The sequence below is a fragment of the Solobacterium moorei genome, from assembly GCF_036323475.1.
GTDB lineage: Bacteria > Bacillota_I > Bacilli_A > Erysipelotrichales > Erysipelotrichaceae > Bulleidia > Bulleidia moorei.
In genome coordinates this window covers 2,230,531-2,251,728 of the sequence record NZ_AP028934.1, presented here as the reverse complement: position 1 = coordinate 2,251,728, position 21,198 = coordinate 2,230,531, and the positions used below count along the sequence as shown (strand labels likewise).

Genomic DNA, 21,198 nt, shown 5'->3' with positions numbered 1-21,198 from the left:
GCGATGAAAAAAGCCTCCGTATATAATTGAATAAGGCTGACAACCGAAATTCAAAATATAAGGAGGAGATATCAATGGCAACAAAGCCAAATGACGATTCAAGTTTATCACACACGAGATGGAACTGTAAGTATCATATTGTGTTCATATCAAAGTATAGAAGAAAGGCAATTTATGGAAAATTAAGAGCAGATATAGGAGGGATATTGAGACAGTTGTGTGCATATAAAGATGTAGAAATGATAGAAGCACATGCAATAAGAGATCATATACATATGTTGGTAAAGATAGCGGTATCAAGTTTCATGGGATACTTGAAAGGCAAATCATCGTTGATGATATTTGAGAAACATGCAAATTTAAAATATAAATATGGCAATCGAAACTTTTGGGCGAAGGGTTACTATATAAGTACGGTAGGACTAAATACGAAGGTAGTAGAAGAATATATCCGAAATCAAGAAAAAGAAGATATGATACAGGATAATCTAAGTAAAAAAGAATATGTAGACCCTTTTAAAGGGTAAGCCATAGTGTGCAAACACGGTTGTCGGTCTTTTACACAAGACCCTTAAGGGTCGAAGTGTGGTAAAGGCCCTTATAGGGTAGCCTAAAAACCGCACGTTATACGTGCGGATTGTTATTTTCATAGGGATTGAGTATTTACACTTCTTATGTTGTATTTAAATAAAATTTGATAAAGCGAATCAATGCTCAATTTTCAGTGAAAGCTCCCTTTTAACGAAAGTGCCCTTTATTGAAGTGACCCCAATTAGGGCGCTTTTCCATTTACAGGTTTTGAATTTATATATTTTAAGCTATAATCTAAATAGATATTGGGCATTTTGACCGCACGAAAAGTATACTTTCAAATGAAATTTTTTTGAATTTCTCTTGAAAGCTCCCTTTGAATATAAAGAGATGGTGCTGTTAGGGTCTGATGCTAATGGAGGATAGGTGTTAGATCAACTGCCTTGGGTGAAATGGGATGAAGGCGGTTTAGTTCTAACACCTTTTCGTTTAGTACTAGTTTGGCAATGCTGTAGGGTGATTGGTAATTTAACTTCCTGCGTACATAATTATTTACCTGATTTGATACGAAATTGATGTCGTATTTTGTAAGGCTGTTCATACTGCATCCTTTTGGAATCTTCTCTCTGAAGTGCTCGTGGTTCTTTTCACATTTGCCTTTGTCATCAGAACGTCTAGGCCTTGCGAAATAGATACTGATGAGTTTTTCTCCCGTTTCAGGGTCTGTCTCAAGCGATAGTGGATCATGGAACTCAGTGCCATTATCGGTGAGTATGATAGTGAACGTATCTTTGAATAAGTCGATGCCTAAGAAACTTTTGATAGTATCAAATAGATACGTTACCTCAAACATATTCTTGTGTCGTAAGAGAAAATATAATTGAAGATTGGAACGTCTGTGTAACAGGCTCAGTACACACTTCTCATCGCTCCCTTTCTTCCCGATGATCGTATCCATTTCCCATACGTTTACATCTGGTCCTGCTGTTTCTAGGGCTGCTAGGAAGTCCTCGTATTTGCGTCCTTCGAGGAAATCGTAGTCAATCGATATAGGATGATGCCTTGAAGAACTGCGTTGCGTGTAGCGTACCTGACGTTTTAGGTCGATGTTTGAAATCCCGGGAATCTGGTGCTCACGAATGTATCTATATGCAGTAGAGGCGGATATATTCAGGTCGTTAGTATGGATAATCGTATCGATGGATTGCTTTTTAGGAATATTATTTTGAAATGCCTCCACGATAGATTTCATTTCTGCTTCGCTCTTGCGAGGTCCGGACCTCCATTCTAATTTGTCTTGCGTATATTTATCCTGTGCTATTCGTGCGATGTAGAAGTACTTGGGAAGATGACATTTATGTATGTCAGGACAACCTGAACAGACATAAGGGAATCGCTCTATTCTCTCGCAAACGGGATATGAGACGAAGTCATCACATAGCTCGTTGCAGTCCTTATGCTTACAAGACTTACAATCACCGCTTATGCAATATGTGCATAAGCGATGTTTCTTACAAGAATCTTGCCGTCCACATTTGTTCGTCTTATTCGAGTGGACACGTACGACCCTGTGTGCTCTGATTTCTTCACGTACGCATTTCTGTGAATGATTGATAGAGAGTGCTATCTGTTTGAGTTTGATGTCGGAATGATTCAATAGAACTTCTATAGATTTACGTTCTTCTAAAGATAGATGTTTATAACCGCTGGCAACCATATGATTGCCTCCTTTCTTGAACTGCCAGCACCATCTCTAAAGACATCATATTAAAAAAGGGAACCTTCACCAATAATAAAATCAAAAGAGGAACTTTCAAAAATAATTGAGGAAAGCGAATCAATTCTTATATAGGTAAATTTGACAACAGCGATTCGTTGATAATAAAATACTTTCGTAATAGCATATATTTAAATACTTATAAAGTGAGGGATTGAAGGAATGAGAAAGATTACACCAATGAACATTTTTGCGAAATTGATGATCGCATCTGTTTTTTGCTCTTCAACCGCAAAATTATATGAGGTTCATGCAACTAATGTTGCTAAATATGTTAGTAGACAGTCAAGAATTGTAAGTCCAAAACCATTATATTATGTAAATGGTGCTCTAGCTAATGGCTGGGTAGTTCACAACCCGACGGTAGATGGCTATTATTACCTGTTCTATAAAAATGGCGAACGTTTAACTGGTATGGGTGTAGATGGAAATGGTGAACATCTATTTATCAACGGTCTACTTGCCCAAGGTTTACAGGAATATGATGGGGAAGAATTTTATTATAATGATGGAAATAGATATACTGGCTTCGTGGATAATTTATATTATGTAAATGGTGCTCTAGCTAATGGCTGGGTAGTTCATAAGCCACCAGTAGATGGCTATTATTACCTGTTCTATAAAGATGGCGAACGTTTGACTGGTATGGGTACAGACGGTAATGGTGAACATCTATTCATCAACGGTCTACTTGCCCAAGGCTTGCAGACATTTGCAGGACAAGAGCGTATATATAAGGATGGCAACTATGCAAATGGCTGGGTAAATGGCATATATGCAATCAATGGATACTATGCCCATGGCTGGGTAGTTCATAACCCGCCGGTAGATGGACAGTATTATCTGTTCTATAAATATGGTGTACGACTAACGGGCAAGGGTACAGATGGTAATGGCGAGCATTTATTTATCAATGGTTTGCTTGCGCAAGGACTACAAGAATATGCCGGTGGAAAACGTTGTTATGTAGATGGTAATCTTGCCAATGGTTGGATATTTCACAAAGAGCCAATCGATGGAAAGTATTATCTATTCTATAAAGATGGCGAACGTTTGACTGGTATGGGTACAGATGGCAATGGTGAACATTTATTCATCAACGGTCTACTTGCCCAAGGCTTGCAGACATTTGCAGGACAAGAGCGCATATATAAGGATGGCAACTATGCAAATGGTTGGGTAAATGGCATATATGCAATCAATGGATACTATGCTCATGGCTGGGTAGTTCATAACCCGCCGGTAGATGGACAGTATTATCTGTTCTATAAATATGGTGTACGACTAACGGGCAAGGGTACAGATGGTAATGGCGAGCATTTATTTATCAATGGTTTGCTTGCGCAAGGACTACAAGAATATGCCGGTGGAAAACGTTGTTATGTAGATGGTAATCTTGCCAATGGTTGGATATTTCACAAAGAGCCAATCGATGGAAAGTATTATCTATTCTATAAAGATGGCGAACGTTTGACTGGTATGGGTACAGATGGCAATGGTGAACATTTATTCATCAACGGTCTACTTGCCCAAGGCTTGCAGACATTTGCAGGACAAGAGCGCATATATAAGGATGGCAACTATGCAAATGGTTGGGTAAATGGCATATATGCAATCAATGGATACTATGCTCATGGCTGGGTAGTTCATAACCCGCCGGTAGATGGACAGTATTATCTGTTCTATAAATATGGTGTACGACTAACGGGCAAGGGTACAGATGGTAATGGCGAGCATTTATTTATCAATGGTTTGCTTGCGCAAGGACTACAAGAATATGCCGGTGGAAAACGTTGTTATGTAGATGGTAATCTTGCCAATGGTTGGATATTTCACAAAGAGCCAATCGATGGAAAGTATTATCTATTCTATAAAGATGGCGAACGTTTGACTGGTATGGGTACAGATGGCAATGGTGAACATTTATTCATCAACGGTCTACTTGCCCAAGGCTTGCAGACATTTGCAGGACAAGAGCGCATATATAAGGATGGCAACTATGCAAATGGTTGGGTAAATGGCATATATGCAATCAATGGATACTATGCTCATGGCTGGGTAGTTCATAACCCGCCGGTAGATGGACAGTATTATCTGTTCTATAAATATGGTGTACGACTAACGGGCAAGGGTACAGATGGTAATGGCGAGCATTTATTTATCAATGGTTTGCTTGCGCAAGGACTACAAGAATATGCCGGTGGAAAACGTTGTTATGTAGATGGTAATCTTGCCAATGGTTGGATATTTCACAAAGAGCCAATCGATGGAAAGTATTATCTATTCTATAAAGATGGCGAACGTTTGACTGGTATGGGTACAGATGGCAATGGTGAACATTTATTCATCAACGGTCTACTTGCCCAAGGCTATAATTATTATAATGGTCAATACTGCTTCTACAGAGATGGAAATGTAGTTAACACTTATAATGATAAATATTATGTAAATGGCTCTGTTGCTAATGGTTGGATATTTCACAAAGAGCCAATCGATGGGAAGTATTATCTATTCTATAAAGATGGCGAACGTTTAACTGGTATGGGTACAGATGGTAATGGCGAGCATCTCTTTATTAACGGTTTACTTGCGCAAGGAATGCAAAATTATCCAAATGCATATCGTTTATATGAAGATGGAAATTTGGTTACTGGATTTAGAAAGAATAAGTATTATTTAAATGGTTCTGCTGCTAATGGCTGGGTAGTTCATAAGCCACCAGTAGATGGCTATTATTACCTGTTCTATAAAGATGGCGAACGTTTGACTGGTATGGGTACAGATGGCAATGGTGAACATTTATTCATCAACGGTCTACTTGCCCAAGGCTTGCAGACATTTGCAGGACAAGAGCGCATATATAAGGATGGCAACTATGCAAATGGTTGGGTAAATGGCATATATGCAATCAATGGATACTATGCTAATGGCTGGGTGAAAACCGATTCAGGAGAAGAAATCTATTTTATATATGGGAAGAATGCGTCACCTAAAACGCTTAGAGAAAATTACACAAATGAGGAGTTTATTCAAGTAATAGCGTACTATGTTCGTAAATACTCTGCTCAGTATGGTATCAAAGTTAATAGTGGAATTATTGCACAAGCAATCCTTGAAAGCAATTGGGGGAGATCATCTTTATCTGCCAAGTACCATAATTATTTTGGCCTGAAGGCGGGGCCATATTGGAAAGGAAAATCAGTTAATATGGCTACGCAGGAAGAATATGTTCCTGGAACATACACAAATGTTCGTGACAACTTTAGAGTTTATAACAGTATTGAGGAAGGGGTACGTGGATATTTTGAGTTTACGAAGTTTCCTAACTATGCAAAGATTAAAACGGCTACAACACCTGAAGAGTATTTGACTTATATTAAGCAAGCAGGATATGCGACTAGTTCAACATATGTTCAAAATACGCTTAGAGTTGTAAATACGTATAATTTAACAAAATATGATTAAAATACAGTCTACTAATTTCTAGGTTTGGTGATATAATCTGTAACTAGATATAGTAGACTTTTTAAATAAAATGCTAGTAAAACGAAGGGAATCTATATAAATATCTAAAAGAGGGTTTATTTTGTCGGCTCAATTTTCAGTGAAAGCCCCCTTTTAACGAAAGCTCCCTTTAATTGGGGTGCTTTTCCATTTACAGGTTTTGAATTGATATATTTTAAGCTATAATCTAAATAGATATTGGGCATTTTGACCGCACGAAAAGTATACTTTCAAATGAAATTTTTTTGAATTTCTCTTGAAAGCTCCCTTTGAATATAAAGAGATGGTGCTGTTAGGGTCTGATGCTAATGGAGGATAGGTGTTAGATCAACTGCCTTGGGTGAAATGGGATGAAGGCGGTTTAGTTCTAACACCTTTTCGTTTAGTACTAGTTTGGCAATGCTGTAGGGTGATTGGTAATTTAACTTCCTGCGTACATAATTATTTACCTGATTTGATACGAAATTGATGTCGTATTTTGTAAGGCTGTTCATACTGCATCCTTTTGGAATCTTCTCTCTGAAGTGCTCGTGGTTCTTTTCACATTTGCCTTTGTCATCAGAACGTCTAGGCCTTGCGAAATAGATACTGATGAGTTTTTCTCCCGTTTCAGGGTCTGTCTCAAGCGATAGTGGATCATGGAACTCAGTGCCATTATCGGTGAGTATGATAGTGAACGTATCTTTGAATAAGTCGATGCCTAAGAAACTTTTGATAGTATCAAATAGATACGTTACCTCAAACATATTCTTGTGTCGTAAGAGAAAATATAATTGAAGATTGGAACGTCTGTGTAACAGGCTCAGTACACACTTCTCATCGCTCCCTTTCTTCCCGATGATCGTATCCATTTCCCATACGTTTACATCTGGTCCTGCTGTTTCTAGGGCTGCTAGGAAGTCCTCGTATTTGCGTCCTTCGAGGAAATCGTAGTCAATCGATATAGGATGATGCCTTGAAGAACTGCGTTGCGTGTAGCGTACCTGACGTTTTAGGTCGATGTTTGAAATCCCGGGAATCTGGTGCTCACGAATGTATCTATATGCAGTAGAGGCGGATATATTCAGGTCGTTAGTATGGATAATCGTATCGATGGATTGCTTTTTAGGAATATTATTTTGAAATGCCTCCACGATAGATTTCATTTCTGCTTCGCTCTTGCGAGGTCCGGACCTCCATTCTAATTTGTCTTGCGTATATTTATCCTGTGCTATTCGTGCGATGTAGAAGTACTTGGGAAGATGACATTTATGTATGTCAGGACAACCTGAACAGACATAAGGGAATCGCTCTATTCTCTCGCAAACGGGATATGAGACGAAGTCATCACATAGCTCGTTGCAGTCCTTATGCTTACAAGACTTACAATCACCGCTTATGCAATATGTGCATAAGCGATGTTTCTTACAAGAATCTTGCCGTCCACATTTGTTCGTCTTATTCGAGTGGACACGTACGACCCTGTGTGCTCTGATTTCTTCACGTACGCATTTCTGTGAATGATTGATAGAGAGTGCTATCTGTTTGAGTTTGATGTCGGAATGATTCAATAGAACTTCTATAGATTTACGTTCTTCTAAAGATAGATGTTTATAACCGCTGGCAACCATATGATTGCCTCCTTTCTTGAACTGCCAGCACCATCTCTAAAGACATCATATTAAAAAAGGGAACCTTCACCAATAATAAAATCAAAAGAGGAACTTTCAAAAATAATTGAGGGTTTATTTTGTCGCGTCAGATTTGGGAATAGAATAGGAAGATATAATATACGATATAGTAAAAGAATGATACAATCAACATGTTATATATTCAGAAAAAAAAGAGGGATTAGAATGAATAAAATGACAAGTGAGAAGATTATCTTCCTAAATTTTTTGATGTCTTGCTTTATGGTGTGTTACCATACTATTTCAATTAATGATAGTTATGCTCTTAACACTTGGGATGTACGATTTGCAAGAGGGTTTGGAAATGTTTTTTCTGTAATGGGAAGTTTTGCAATGTGTTATTTCTTCTTTATAACAGCATACTTATTGTTTCGGAACTATGAATTAAAAGACTATAAGAGGAAAATGAAAAGAAGGTTTTTTTCATTGTTAATACCTTATGTAGCATGGCAAATTATCATTACATTTATCGATATTTTGCAAAAGCAATATATATTTGAAAAAACAGATTTTTTATTCAGAACGTTTTTAATTCAAAAGTATCCTCTAGATTGAAGTGAACCCCAAAAGTTGGACAACAACTTAGGAGGTTCATTTTTATTATAGGAAACGAAGTTTCCTATAAAAACCATACGCTATGCGTATGAGAATGGAAAAGCTTAAGCGATGAAAAAAGCCTCCGTATATAATTGAATAAGGCTGACAACCGAAATTCAAAATATAAGGAGGAGATATCAATGGCAACAAAGCCAAATGACGATTCAAGTTTATCACACACGAGATGGAACTGTAAGTATCATATTGTGTTCATACCAAAGTATAGAAGAAAGGCAATTTACGGAAAATTAAGAGCAGATATAGGAGGGATATTGAGACAGTTGTGTGCATATAAAGATGTAGAAATTATAGAAGCACATGCAATGAGAGATCATATACATATGTTGGTAAAGATACCACCGAAGATAGCTGTATCAAGTTTCATGGGATACTTGAAAGGCAAATCATCGTTGATGATATTTGAGAAACATGCAAATTTAAAATATAAATATGGCAATCGAAACTTTTGGGCGAAGGGTTATTATGTAAGTACAGTAGGTCTGAATACGAAGGTAGTAGAAGAGTATATCCGAAATCAAGAAAAAGAAGATATGATACAGGATAATCTAAGTAAAAAAGAATATGTAGACCCTTTTAAAGGGTAGGCCATAGTGTGCAAACACGGTTGTCGGTCTTTTACACAAGACCCTTAAGGGTCGAAGTGTGGTAAAGGCCCTTATAGGGTAGCCTAAAAACCGCACGTTATACGTGCGGATTGTTATTATGAAATTTACATTTGAAGACAAGGTACAAATCTACAAGGAACGAAAACTTGGAACCACATTTTCTAAGCTCCAGTTAAAATGGAAAATGCAAAAATCTAAAATTGAATATATTGTTAGGCTAGTTGATAAACATGGATTGGATATTCTACGTCATAGTTCTCACGATTACTCTGCTGAATTTAAAGAAGCAGCCATCTATAGAGTATTGACTCTTCATAAGTCAATAATGAGCGTATCAATAGACTTAGGGTTGTCTACCGATAGTCTTCTCTTTCGATGGATTAAAGAATATAAAGAAAATGGATATAATGTCGTTGTAAGGAAGCGAGGACGACATGCCAAAGAAGAAAACAATCGAGGAGCTGGAGAAAGAAAACAAGCTCCTACGCGAGCAGAACTTGAGGCTATTAATAGAGAACGAATTCATAAAAAAATTAGATGCCTTAGTTACGGAAAGAGAAAAGAGAGAAAAGAAGAAATAGTTAGGGCGATATCGGAACTAAGGCAAGAACTACATGTACCTGTTGGATATATCATCCAAACGATAAATACCAGTACACAATTGTCTTATCATATCAGCCGTTCTGACTACTATTATTGGAAAGACAAACAAGACAGTGATTTCAAATATGATGATGTAATGAATGACATCATCAATGTTTTCTATACCCATAAGAGAAGATACGGATATCGACGTATTTATCTGGAAATCAGAAAGCTGTATCCAACGATCAATCGTAAGACGATACAAAGGCTTATGCATAAGATGGGTCTATTTGGAAATACACCTAAAGCTAAATACAAATCATACAAAGGCAATATGAATGGTACAGTAGAGAATCACTTACTAGAAAAGGTAGTTGATGAAGAGAATCACATTACCTATTACAAGCGCAACTTCTCTACAAGTACAGTTAACGAGAAATGGACAACAGATGTATCAGAGTTCCACATCACTGCAGGCAAGCTGTATCTATCACCTATTCTCGACATGCATAATAGAGAAATTATATCTTGGAATATATCTAATAATCCAAACTATGAGCAGATTGCCAATATGCTTGATATCGCATTTCATAGATATCCAAATATAGAAGGACTGATATTCCATTCTGATCAAGGATGGCAATATCAAATGAATCAATACCATAAGGCTCTACATGAACACGGGGTCATCCAATCGATGTCTCGCAAAGGAAATTGCCTAGATAATTGTGTGATGGAGAACTTCTTTGGAAAGATGAAGAATGAGATGTTCTACGGACATGAATATGAGTTCCATACATTGGAAGAATTGAAATGTGCCATGGAAGAATACATACACTATTACAACGAAGAAAGAATACAGACAAAATTAGAAGGCCTAACCCCTTGTCAGGCAAGGAATCAAGCCTTATCATGTCTGTAAATTAACGTGTCCAAGAAATTGGGTTCACTTCAGATGGACCACTTTGGTATGTCTTGGCGATATTTTTACTTGCACTCATCTCTCCTATACTTCTTTTAATGCTTAAAGAGAAAAAGGTAGGATGGGGATTTATTATGATTGTCTCAATTTTAACGCAAGTTATGTACAAGCTTCCTTTTAAGATTGTTCAGGATATACTGCAGTTTGGAGTAATGGATAATGTTATATATTACTTGCCGTGCTATCTTGTTGGTGCATTTTATGGTAAATATGAAGAAAATCTTCATCCACAAAATCTGTTAGGATATATATTATTGCTACTTGGAGTATCATATTTTTTAGAAGGCTTTATCCCTTCTCTTTTTGGGGTTATGACAAAAATGATGTTGCCAGTATTTATGTTTTTCTTAATACCTTCATTTAATAATTTCAAGTTATTAAAAGTATATAATTTGACTTTTTTAATGTATGCGATTCATCAACCGTTGATAAATGATTTGTGGGATGGTATGTTCAAATTTTATATTAAGCAGAATTTTTCCGTAACTGTATATAATGTTGGATCGCGTTTTGTAATTTTGTTACTAACACTTTCTGTATCTGCATTGATTTATTTTATATTAAGTTGCATATCTCCAATGTTTTTGGGAATCTTAACAGGTGGCAGACAAACCGTTGTACAGCGAAACATTTCGACGAATTGACTGAATTTGTTAGAAAAAAAGAATATCGTCCATAAAAATGATTTTGTGCTACACTTTGGATAAAGTAAGAATTGTTTGTAAGACGCGTCAAGTTATACACAAATTATTGTACGTTTATTTCTAAAATAGTTTTAGAGATTAAAATTTGGGAGAAGTAATTAGAAGAGGCCATTATAGAAGGATTAGATGAAAGTATCATTCAAAAAAAACAAGATATGTTAAATCAGGCAAAGCTAGAGTTAGAAAAATATAATACTGATCAAACGGAAGTGGAGCTGGCAGAGGCAGAACTGGCACGATGACAGATGAAATCTATGAGCGGTTATATGGAGGAACTGGAGAAATAGTTGCTGAAGTTACTGAACTAGTTGCTGATGAGGAAGTAATAGAAGAAAAAGAAGCTAAAAAGCAGTTTATAGAAGAAATTGAGGAACAAGAATTTCCGATTCAATTTGCTGAACCGCCGATAGAATTTAATATGCAGTTGTCAGAGATTCAGGAAAGTACAGAACATCCAGTTGCACCTATTGATTTTTCCGCATTGTCTTTCACAGCTCTTGCAGGTGTTGGAATCTACTTTGCAAGAAAGAAGTATTAAGCAAATAACTAAAAAAGTCTCTGTTAGGGATTGCTAAGCCTACGGAGACTTTTACATGCTTGCAAGTTATTTTAGATTACCTTTTTTGATATGACTCTGAAGGATATGATCCGTTACTTCATAAATAGCTTCGGAACCAAGTCTTGTTTTAAATTGACGGCCATATACCTTTTCAGCAGTGACTTGATGTTCTTTCCAGTCACCACCGTCATTCGAATTGTTTAGTAGGAGTGGTTGGAAGTTGTCCATTGCATGTGCGAAACGTGCTTCTGGAGTTTCATTAGCTTCAAATTCGTCAAATAGGGCAATAAGCTCTGCTTTTTGATCATCTGGAAGAATTGAATATATTCTTTCTTTGGCAAGATCTTCTCTTGCCTTTTGTGTCTTTAAACCTTCTGCATCGTATGCGTAGGTATCACCTGCATCAATTTCAACGATGTCATGTATAAGACACATCATCATTGTTTTAGCGACATCAATCTTTTCATTTGCATGTTCCTTTAAAAGATAAGTCATGATAGCCATGTGCCATGCATGTTCTGCGTCATTCTCATTTCTTCCATGATTGGTTAGGTGAGTCTGACGGAAGATATTCTTTTCTTTATCGATTTCTAAGATAAAATCCATTTGTTTTTGTAAACGTTCATTCATAATTGATGTGCTCCTAACTATTTATTAAAATCGACTGTTTTTAGAATTGCTTTTTCCATGATGTATGCAGCGATGGTACCTACAACATTGATATCTGCTGATATGGTGGCAGAACTCATTGCATAGATGGAATCTCCATCAAATGTAGTATGCACCGGCTTGATGACACGTGCATATCCATCATGTGCCATGCCGGCAACTTTTGTGAGTGCTGTCTTATCTAGCTTTGCATTGGTAATGATTGCACCGATGGTTGTGTTTTGATGAAATAGGTCACGACCTAAGATTGCAGTGTAAAGCGCTTCTTCAGCATCGATAAAACCACCGTCTTTCAGATTACGAATACCAGAGAGTGTATTGCCACTAGTAGGATCATAGATATTACCGACTGCATTGACTGCGACGACAGCACCCACCTTTAAATCTCCTAATTGTACAGCATAGGTTGCAAGGGCAGAAGGAGAGGCTTGTTTAGGACCATAGATTTTGCCGATGGTCGCTCCAGTACCCGCTCCATGCTTTCCTTCTTCAAAGATTCCATGATATGCATTTTCACAGGCTTGATAACCAAGATTTGCATCTGGATATTTCTGTGTTGGATTCCCGTTTAAATCAAACAAACAAGAAGCACATACAATTGGCACAACACCTGCAGCAGTAGGAAAACCAATGTTTCTTTCTGCTAAGAATTTCATAACTCCGCTGGCTGTATCAAGACCAAATGCACTGCCTCCAGATAATACAATCGCATGTACTCCATCATTGGCTGCGAGGGGATTGAGTAGCCCACTTTCTCTAGATGCAGGAGCCCCTCCACGGATATCGATTCCGGTTGGATAACCTGCTTCACTTAAGATAACTGTACATCCGGTATTAGACTCTGGGTATTCGGCATTGCCTAATTTGAATTCAGTGAATGCATGGATGGATATTTCTTGTAATAAACTGTTTTTCATATAAGCACCTTCATAGAAATAGTATAGAAAAATTATTGAGAAATGGAACATTTTATGAACGATATTTCATATTAATGAATACTTTCTTTTCCTTTTGATAAATGTTAGGGAAAAGAACTTTTGTATCTATTATGAACATGTTAATATAAAAACAGAATAAAAAACAGGAGGCTATATAATGGTAATTGAGAATTTAAAATTACACGCGAAGAATATTCGTAAGAATATTTTAAGACAAGTGTATGGAGCGCAATCTGGACACCCAGGAGGATCATTGGGCGCAACGGATATTCTTACAGTGCTTTATTTTGATGTGATGGATATCAATAAGGAAAATGCTGGTGGAATTGATCGTGACCGTTTCGTATTATCGAAGGGACATGTATCACCACTCTTATATGCTGTATTAGCTGAAAAGGGTATTTTAGCAGAAGAAGAATTAAAGACATTCCGTTTAATTGATTCTAAGTTACAAGGACATCCAAACATGAACTATGTAACAGGTGTAGATATGTCTACTGGTTCATTGGGTCAAGGTTTTGCGGTGGCTGATGGAATGGCATTAGCAAATAAATTAGCGGGAAATGACCACCGTATTTATTGCTTAATTGGTGATGGTGAAACAGAAGAGGGCGAAATTTGGGAAGCTGCAATGGCTGCTGCTCATTATAAGAATGACAATCTCTGTGCAATCATTGACGTAAACGGATTACAAATTGATGGTAAGACATCTGATGTTATTGGACCTGAACCATTAGATCAGAAGTTTGCGGCATTTGGATTCCATGTGATTTGTGTTGATGGACATAACATGGAAGAATTACGGGCTGCTTTTGCGGAAGCAAAGACAGTAAAGGGCAAGCCTACAGCAATCATTGCTCGTACTGTTAAGGGCAAGGGTGTTTCCTTTATGGAGAATAATGCAGGATGGCATGGAAAGGCTCCTAACCAAGAGCAATTTGAAGCAGCAATGGCAGAATTGGAGGCAGAGTAGTCATGGGTAAGGCAACAAGAGAAGCGTACGGTGAAGCATTAGCTGAATTAGTCGCTGAAAATAAAAAGATTGTAGTATTAGATGCGGACTTATCAGGAAGTACTAAGACAGCAAATGCGAAAAAGGTGGCTCCTGAAAGATTCTTTAATATGGGTATTGCAGAATCTGATATGATCGGTCATGCGGCTGGTTTTGCGACAAGTGGATTTATTCCATTTGCATCTTCTTTCTCCATGTTCTGCACAGGTAGAGCTTGGGAACAGATTCGTAATAGTGTCGCATATCCTCACTTAAACGTTAAGGTATGTGGTACACATGCTGGCATTACTGTAGGTGAAGATGGTGTATCTCACCAAGCAATTGAAGATATCGCATTAATGCGTGTTGTGCCAGGCATGGAAGTGTATGTACCATGTGATGCTGCACAGACAAAAGCAGTCATTCGGCATGTCGCATCTACAAATACACCATGTTATGTAAGACTTGGTCGCTCTTCTGTTGAAGATGTATATACAGAAGATACAGCATTTGATTTCAGTAAGGTTCATGTAGTTCGTGAAGGTAAGGATGCTGTTATCTTTGCTTGTGGCTTGATGGTTCAATCTGCTTTAAAGGCAGCTGAAAAGTTAAGTGCAGAAGGCAAGGAAGTTGCTGTAGTAGATGTATGTGCAATCAAGCCATGCAACGAAGAACAGATTGCTGAGTTACTAGCGAAGTATGATGTAGTATTCACTGCTGAAGAACATAATGTAATTGGTGGTTTAGGTGGACTCATCTGTGAAATTGCTGCAGATAAGTGTCCTAAGAAGATTCATCGTATTGGTATCCAAGATACATATGCTGAATCTGGTGATGCCAATAAGTTGATGGCTAAGTATAAACTAGATGGTGAAGGTGTTTACGAACAAGTAAAAGTCGCTTTATAAAAACGCCATTATGAAAAGATTCGTTACAAGTATGTAGTGAATCTTTTTTTTCATGCATGATACAACATTTCATAAAATATACTTATTTTTATGTATTACTTTTTGTAAACTATCATTGTGATAAATATGTCACGCTTGCTGACTTATTATAAACTGAGGCTACACAGACGACTGGGGCAAATCCGAAGACCTGCTGAAGAAGCAGGGACTGCATCGTGGATGCAGTAGGACAGAAGGACTGCCTGATTAATTAGGATTTCCCGCATATTGAGCAATTAACTCTGTACCTGTAGTAATCTTTTATAGATGAGTGTGTGACGAATCGAGTACATACAGGTGGTATTGGCTGATACTGCCTTTTTTGTTGGGAACTGGGAAAGGGGAAAATGAAAAAAGTTTTATTTTGTTTTACTTACGCTGCTCATGATAGCATGCATAACCAAAGTTACATCTGTAAAACAAGCAGTAGAAATATTTAAGAGTGTTGGCGGATTCTCCGTTGAATCCAATTATGATCATGTAGGAGAAGATTCACATAAAGTTTTCCCTCTGTTATGCTTAAGAGAAGAAATTCAAGCGATATCCTATCGTGGTCTGCTAGATTGAGTGGGTGGACATTGGCAAGTAGTAATCGGTTATGATGATATGGGAGCAGAAACAACACAAGATGATGTAATGGTCATGGTAGACCCATGTGACACAACCGATTATAATCAAGATGGTTACTTTATTTATGGTGCTGAACGTTTTTACTATAACTAGTCTATGTATGATTTCTTCGCAGAAGAAGGAAACGAAGACTATGAACGTAATGCATTTTTTGTATTAGCAAAGCCTGAATAATAAAAATAAAGCAGATCTTATATACACACATGAAGTCTGCTTTTGGTTTGCTACTTTATTATTCTCATTTCCTTTTCAGCAAATAAAAATACCGCATTTCTACGGTATTTTTTGATAGGTGGAGCTAAGGAGGTTCTAAAATATGATTTGGTTTGTTTATGTATATGTATAAAAGGCGATAAAACACATGTTTTAAAAGGTTTATTCACTATATATTTCATCTAGTTTGTTTTAATTCTTCTCAATTTCTTTCTCATTCTATTGATATTTTGTATATACAATATATAATATGTATATACAAAAGGAGATAAAGATATGAAAACTAAAGATAAGAAAGTAGGACGTCCAACATCAGCAAAGAAAACGAAAAATATTATTTTTAGAGCAACTGAAGATGAATATGCTCTATTTAAGGAACTCCAACAACATACTAATAGTATTAGTAGCACTATCAAAGGATGTGTCTTATATACTCTTATTCGTGTGTTACCAATGGCTCAAAAGTATATGTATGAAAATTTCGGTAATATAGATATTGCAGAACATCCGTTAGATGATTTTGCAGAAATCTGTGAATTATCAAAGAATCCTAATGTTTGGGAAGAATTAAATTCTGCTTTACAAGATTATTTAAAAAATCAGTATGAGAAAGATAAGATTATAAAAATGATAAAAGAGAATAAAACTAAATTCTCTTATGAAGAAATACTTGATTTACTAAAATAAAAGTAACTGCCCTCCAACCAAAGAACACAGTTACTTACTCACAAACTATAACTACAATTAAAGTCTATTTAATTGTCTCTATAGCATATTTATTATACCAAAAATGAAAAATAATGAAATTAAAATAGGGATATAAAAATAGAATCCAGTCGCTAACGCATGTGCGACTGGTAGGCTGATATTGTACTTAGTTAGAAAGATGATATTTATTATGTTACATATTAGTTTATATTTTTTTGGCTTCGATAATGTCGTAAAGCTAGTATTACCTTTACGACACTTCTGTGTCAGTGTCAGAGGTGATTATTATGGGTGAATCTGATACAAGAAGTAGAAAGTGGCAACTTACAATCAACAATCCTATTGAACACAACCTAAAGCATAATACCATAAAAGAATATTTAAGTAATTTAGATAATTTAATCTATTGGTGCATGTGCGATGAAATTGGAGGACAAGAAAAAACATATCATACACATGTATATATTCATTTAAAAAATGCTATTAGATTTAGTACTTTAAAAGCAATGTTTACAACTGCACATATCGAGAAAGCTAATGGAACTGCAATACAAAATAAAGAGTATATCTTGAAGCAAGGCAAGTATGCAGATACAGAAAAAGAGAGTACAAACTTAAAAGATACATTTGAAGAAATGGGTATCATTCCAGAAGAAAGCCAAGGTAAGAGAACAGATTTAATAGAAATATTTGAAATGGCAAAAGATGGAATAAAAACAGTAGATATCTTATCAGAATATCCATCTGCACTCCTGTATATAGATAAGATTGAAAAAGTGAGAACGGAAATTCAAAGAGAAAAATTTAAAAATACATTTCGTAAACTTGATGTCACTTATATATACGGAAAGACTGGTGCTGGTAAAACAAGATATGTAATGGATAGTTTCGGATATGAGAATGTTTATCGAGTTACAGATTATAAAAATATGTTTGATAGCTATTCTTTACAAGATGTCATAATCTTTGAAGAATTCAGATCGTCCGTACATGTTAAAGATATGCTTTCATACCTTGATGGTTATCCCATTGATTTACCATGTAGATATTCAAATAAAGTTGCTTGCTTTACCAAAGTATTTATTATTAGCAACATTGATTTATTAGCACAATATACAGATATACAACGAAAAGAAGTTGAAACTTACAGAGCATTTTTAAGAAGAATAAACAAAATTATTTATTTTGATTATAGCCAAAAAGAAGAATTCGAATCTGTGAATAGTTATTTAGAAAGTAGAGGGGTCAAAATATGAATATTAAACAACTTAGTTGGTCAGAAAAATATATGCTTTCACTTACAGAAGAAATGACAGGAAAAGATATTATGAAATTAAGAGGTGTTAGCTTTAGCAAAGCTCAAATCATTAGAAATAAGGCTGTCGAATATTGCCTTATTCATGATATTGAAATTGGGGCAAAAAAGGTTCCTACTGAAGTAGTTTTGATTGTTACAGGACATGATATAAATTACTATTATGAGAAAATGCTTTTAGAAGCTAAACAGGTGCGTTATGAGTGCATATAAGAGTTCTAATGGTACATGGTATATAAAGTATCATAATAAAACAAAAAGAGGATTTAAAACAAAAGTAGAAGCTCAAAGATATGAAGCTAAAATGAGGCTAAATATTGTTGCTGATTCTAATATAGGAAAGTACTCTTTATACGCAAAAGAATATATTCTAAATCGATATAAGGCGGTGTCTTATGGTACTTATGAAAAAAGTAATAATGCTATTCAAAATATTATTTTACCTAATATTCCGGATAAGCCCATAAATGAAATAACAAAAATTGATTGTAAAGAATTCAAAGATAAAATTGTAGATATGCAGTACTCTTCAAGTCATACTAATTATATTTTTTCCCAATTTAAAGCAGTTTTTAAATATGCTGAAGAATATTATGAAATAAAAAATAATTGCTATGAAGTGATTAAAAAGGTTAGGTCATCAGATAAAGAAATACGGAATAAACTCAATAAAGAATTAAATATATGGAATGTAGATACATTCAACAACTTTATTAAGCATGTAAAAAAAGAAAACTATAAAATGTTATTTATAATCCTGTATTTTACAGGTCTTAGACTTGGTGAAGCATTGGCTTTAACATGGAATGATTTCGACGGTAAGACACTAAATATCAGTAAGTCAATCAGTAGAAAAACAGACAAAGGAAAATATATTGTTAAACAACCCAAAAATATATTTAGTATAAGGAATATATCCTTAGGTAATAATATAGCCAATCTACTCAGTGAGTATCTGTCTAAAGAAGAAAAAATATGTGGGTTTAGAAAAGAATGGTTTATATTTGGAAGATTAGAACCATTACCACAAGCAACCATCGATAAAGTAAAAGAATCAGCAATAAATAGTGCTAAAGTAAGAAGAATCAGAATACATGATTTTAGACATTCTCATGCATCTAATCTTATCGCTTCTGGTGTAAATATCGTTGCAGTGAGTAGACGTTTAGGACATGCTGATGTAAATATGACATTAAAGATTTATACTCACTTATTAAAACAAAATGAAGATGAATTGATATCACAAATAAACAATTCTTCTCAGTTTCTTCTCAAACAATAAAAAATACCGTATAATTACGGTATTCTTGTAAATAAGTGGAGCTAAGGAGGATCGAACTCCTGACCCCCTGCTTGCAAAGCAGGTGCTCTCCCAGCTGAGCTATAACCCCATGTATATCAATTCGATGAGTTTACCGAAAATGGTGGGCCTGAATGGACTTGAACCAGCGACCTCACCCTTATCAGGGGTGCGCTCTAGCCACCTGAGCTACAGGCCCAACTTCATCGAATGCTTTAATATAGTAGCATGGTGACTTTTCATCGTCAACACTTTTTAATTTCTTTTTTTCAAATTTCTGAATCGAAGTTGATATTGTCTTAATGAACCGAAAGGGAAAATGCCCCATTTATAGAAAGGAATTGTTATGATTCATTCCATTAGATTGGATTGAATATGAAAAAGATTATATTAACCCCTATGGAAGAAAACAAATACAACATTATTAAAGAACTGGTTGATCATTCTGGCAATAAACGCCGTGCGGCATTAAAACTAAATTGTTCTATTCGTACTATCAACCGCCTGATTACACGTTATAAGTCTGAAGGCAAATCCTCATTTTCACATGGTAATCGTGGACGATTACCATCAAACACATTCTCACTGGAAACGAAAAACAAAATCATTGAACTCTATCTTAACGAGTATCTTGATGCCAACATCACTCATTTCAGTGAAATCGTCCAGATGGACCTCGGCATCTCCATCAGTGACACCACTATTAGAAACTGGTTATCAGAACACGATGTCTTGTCCCCAAAGGCCCATCGAAAAACCAAGAAACAATTAAAGGAACGTTTGACAAAACGATTAGACCAAACAACATCTACAAAGGCCAGAAACGCAATCAATGAACAAATCGAATCAATTGAAGATGATACGCCTCATTCACGAAGATCTAGATCCAAATATATGGGAGAGATGATTCAAATGGACGCTTCAAGCTACGAATGGATTCCTGGCGAGATATGGCATCTACACCTAGCTGTAGATGATGCGACCGGTACTGCTGTTGGAGCCCACTTTGATATACAGGAGACCCTACGTGGCTATTACAACGTTTTCCATCAGATACTAGTCGACTATGGCATACCCGCTCTATTCTATACGGATAAACGAACCGTATTTGAATACAGAAAGAAAACCAAGGCCTTCGACGACGAGGATACCTTCACACAGTTCTCCTACGCCTGCCATAACCTTGGTGTCGAAATCAAAACAACGAGCATCGCACAAGCCAAAGGACGCATCGAACGTCTCAACCAGACTTTCCAATCACGTTTGCCAGTTGAACTTAGACGTGCTCGTATTACTTGTATGGCGGACGCGAATAAGTTCCTAAAATCCTACCTAAAGGAATTCAATGCAAGGTTCGCCCTACACTTGAATAGTACCAATTCTGTATTTGAAGTACAACCAGATATAGAAACAATCAATCAAACATTGGCAATCATTTCATCGAGAATAGTCGATCAAGGCAACTGTATCAAGTTCAAAAACAAGTATTGGATGGCCTATGACAAGGAACACAATAGAATTCCACTAAGACCTAAGATGGAGGTATTGGTTATTGAATCATTTGATCAAAAGATCTTTGTCAATGCGATGGATACACTATACATCTTAGAAGAAGTACAAGTGTTTGAAGAAAATTCGGGTGAGTTCGATAATATCATTGAAACTCCTGAGAAAAAGAAAGTATATATTCCGCCGATATCTCACCCTTGGAGGAAGTATTCATATCAATTATTTACAAAAAAGCAGAACTATTATAGCTCCGCTAATGTTCGTTAATTTTTAAGACATTTTCATTTTTGGTTGACACACATTTTTGTAATTTTTCGGAAAATAATTTGGAAACCTCAGAAACAGAGAGCGCAGGTTGATTTTTGCCGATTTTAGCTGACTTTCTCTTAGTGTAATTGCGATGAATAGTCGTCTATGGTAAAGTTAGCAAGGATATGCGGAGG

18 protein-coding genes and 2 tRNA genes are annotated in these 21,198 nt (G+C 36.1%); 14 read left to right on the top strand and 6 right to left on the bottom strand.

What is annotated here, in order from left to right; all coding sequences use genetic code 11:
- Positions 1 to 74 precede the first annotated feature (74 nt).
- Positions 75 to 527: an IS200/IS605 family transposase gene (tnpA, locus tag RGT18_RS11315; protein ID WP_338176252.1), complete on the top strand. Its 453-nt coding sequence runs from the start codon at positions 75 to 77 to the stop codon at positions 525 to 527.
- A gap of 416 nt (positions 528 to 943) precedes the next feature.
- Here the strand turns inward: tnpA (RGT18_RS11315) and RGT18_RS11310 are convergent, their stop codons facing one another.
- Positions 944 to 2,248, bottom strand: coding sequence for an IS30 family transposase (locus tag RGT18_RS11310; RefSeq protein WP_338176248.1), 1,305 nt, complete (start codon positions 2,246 to 2,248; stop codon positions 944 to 946).
- Positions 2,249 to 2,470: 222 nt separating this feature from the next.
- Between RGT18_RS11310 and RGT18_RS11305 the strand changes: the two genes are divergently transcribed.
- The gene (locus tag RGT18_RS11305; RefSeq protein ID WP_338176250.1) at positions 2,471 to 5,773 is read left to right on the top strand and encodes a glucosaminidase domain-containing protein; all 3,303 of its coding nucleotides are present in this window, start codon (positions 2,471 to 2,473) and stop codon (positions 5,771 to 5,773) included.
- Positions 5,774 to 6,117: 344 nt separating this feature from the next.
- Here the strand turns inward: RGT18_RS11305 and RGT18_RS11300 are convergent, their stop codons facing one another.
- Positions 6,118 to 7,422 carry an IS30 family transposase gene (locus RGT18_RS11300; RefSeq protein WP_338176248.1) on the bottom strand — a complete coding sequence of 435 codons (1,305 nt, stop codon included), beginning with the start codon at positions 7,420 to 7,422 and terminating at the stop codon, positions 6,118 to 6,120.
- A 225-nt stretch (positions 7,423 to 7,647) separates the two neighbouring features.
- Between RGT18_RS11300 and RGT18_RS11295 the strand changes: the two genes are divergently transcribed.
- The 5 genes from RGT18_RS11295 (at position 7,648) to RGT18_RS11275 (ending at position 11,514) form a co-directional block, all read left to right on the top strand.
- Positions 7,648 to 8,037, top strand: a complete 390-nt coding sequence (locus tag RGT18_RS11295; RefSeq protein ID WP_338176246.1) for an acyltransferase family protein — start codon at positions 7,648 to 7,650, stop codon at positions 8,035 to 8,037.
- Between the two features lie 182 nt (positions 8,038 to 8,219).
- A complete protein-coding gene (tnpA, locus tag RGT18_RS11290) occupies positions 8,220 to 8,684 on the top strand; it encodes an IS200/IS605 family transposase (protein WP_006627367.1) in 465 nt (154 codons plus the stop codon).
- A gap of 118 nt (positions 8,685 to 8,802) precedes the next feature.
- Complete coding sequence (locus RGT18_RS11285) at positions 8,803 to 10,212, top strand: IS3 family transposase (protein ID WP_338176244.1); 1,410 nt, start codon at positions 8,803 to 8,805, stop codon at positions 10,210 to 10,212.
- Between the two features lie 17 nt (positions 10,213 to 10,229).
- Positions 10,230 to 10,916, top strand: a complete 687-nt coding sequence (locus RGT18_RS11280; protein ID WP_081659564.1) for an acyltransferase family protein — start codon at positions 10,230 to 10,232, stop codon at positions 10,914 to 10,916.
- 298 nt (positions 10,917 to 11,214) lie between these two features.
- A complete protein-coding gene (locus RGT18_RS11275) occupies positions 11,215 to 11,514 on the top strand; it encodes a hypothetical protein (RefSeq protein WP_028078645.1) in 300 nt (99 codons plus the stop codon).
- Between the two features lie 66 nt (positions 11,515 to 11,580).
- Here the strand turns inward: RGT18_RS11275 and RGT18_RS11270 are convergent, their stop codons facing one another.
- The gene (locus tag RGT18_RS11270; protein ID WP_028078646.1) at positions 11,581 to 12,165 is read right to left on the bottom strand and encodes an HD domain-containing protein; all 585 of its coding nucleotides are present in this window, start codon (positions 12,163 to 12,165) and stop codon (positions 11,581 to 11,583) included.
- 17 nt (positions 12,166 to 12,182) lie between these two features.
- Complete coding sequence (locus tag RGT18_RS11265) at positions 12,183 to 13,121, bottom strand: P1 family peptidase (RefSeq protein ID WP_051241041.1); 939 nt, start codon at positions 13,119 to 13,121, stop codon at positions 12,183 to 12,185.
- A gap of 178 nt (positions 13,122 to 13,299) precedes the next feature.
- Here RGT18_RS11265 and RGT18_RS11260 point away from each other — a divergent pair, with 178 nt between their 5' ends.
- The 6 genes from RGT18_RS11260 (at position 13,300) to RGT18_RS11235 (ending at position 19,228) form a co-directional block, all read left to right on the top strand.
- Positions 13,300 to 14,115, top strand: coding sequence for a transketolase (locus tag RGT18_RS11260; RefSeq protein ID WP_028078648.1), 816 nt, complete (start codon positions 13,300 to 13,302; stop codon positions 14,113 to 14,115).
- Positions 14,116 to 14,117: 2 nt separating this feature from the next.
- A complete protein-coding gene (locus tag RGT18_RS11255; protein WP_028078649.1) occupies positions 14,118 to 15,041 on the top strand; it encodes a transketolase family protein in 924 nt (307 codons plus the stop codon).
- Positions 15,042 to 16,199: 1,158 nt separating this feature from the next.
- Entirely contained in the window at positions 16,200 to 16,610 is a 411-nt protein-coding gene (locus RGT18_RS11250) for a hypothetical protein (RefSeq protein ID WP_028078650.1), read from the top strand.
- 308 nt (positions 16,611 to 16,918) lie between these two features.
- Positions 16,919 to 17,887, top strand: a complete 969-nt coding sequence (locus RGT18_RS11245; RefSeq protein WP_037404274.1) for a hypothetical protein — start codon at positions 16,919 to 16,921, stop codon at positions 17,885 to 17,887.
- A complete protein-coding gene (locus RGT18_RS11240; RefSeq protein ID WP_028078651.1) occupies positions 17,884 to 18,159 on the top strand; it encodes a hypothetical protein in 276 nt (91 codons plus the stop codon). The genes RGT18_RS11245 and RGT18_RS11240 overlap by 4 nt, the downstream gene beginning before the upstream one ends.
- Positions 18,146 to 19,228, top strand: coding sequence for a tyrosine-type recombinase/integrase (locus RGT18_RS11235; protein WP_028078652.1), 1,083 nt, complete (start codon positions 18,146 to 18,148; stop codon positions 19,226 to 19,228). The genes RGT18_RS11240 and RGT18_RS11235 overlap by 14 nt, the downstream gene beginning before the upstream one ends.
- 36 nt (positions 19,229 to 19,264) lie before the next feature.
- Here RGT18_RS11235 and RGT18_RS11230 read toward each other — a convergent pair.
- Positions 19,265 to 19,337, bottom strand: a tRNA-Ala gene (locus RGT18_RS11230).
- A gap of 31 nt (positions 19,338 to 19,368) precedes the next feature.
- A tRNA-Ile gene (locus RGT18_RS11225) sits at positions 19,369 to 19,445 on the bottom strand.
- 176 nt (positions 19,446 to 19,621) lie between these two features.
- Between RGT18_RS11225 and RGT18_RS11220 the strand changes: the two genes are divergently transcribed.
- Positions 19,622 to 21,022, top strand: a complete 1,401-nt coding sequence (locus tag RGT18_RS11220; RefSeq protein ID WP_338174896.1) for an ISNCY family transposase — start codon at positions 19,622 to 19,624, stop codon at positions 21,020 to 21,022.
- The last annotated feature ends 176 nt before the right edge of the window (positions 21,023 to 21,198 follow it).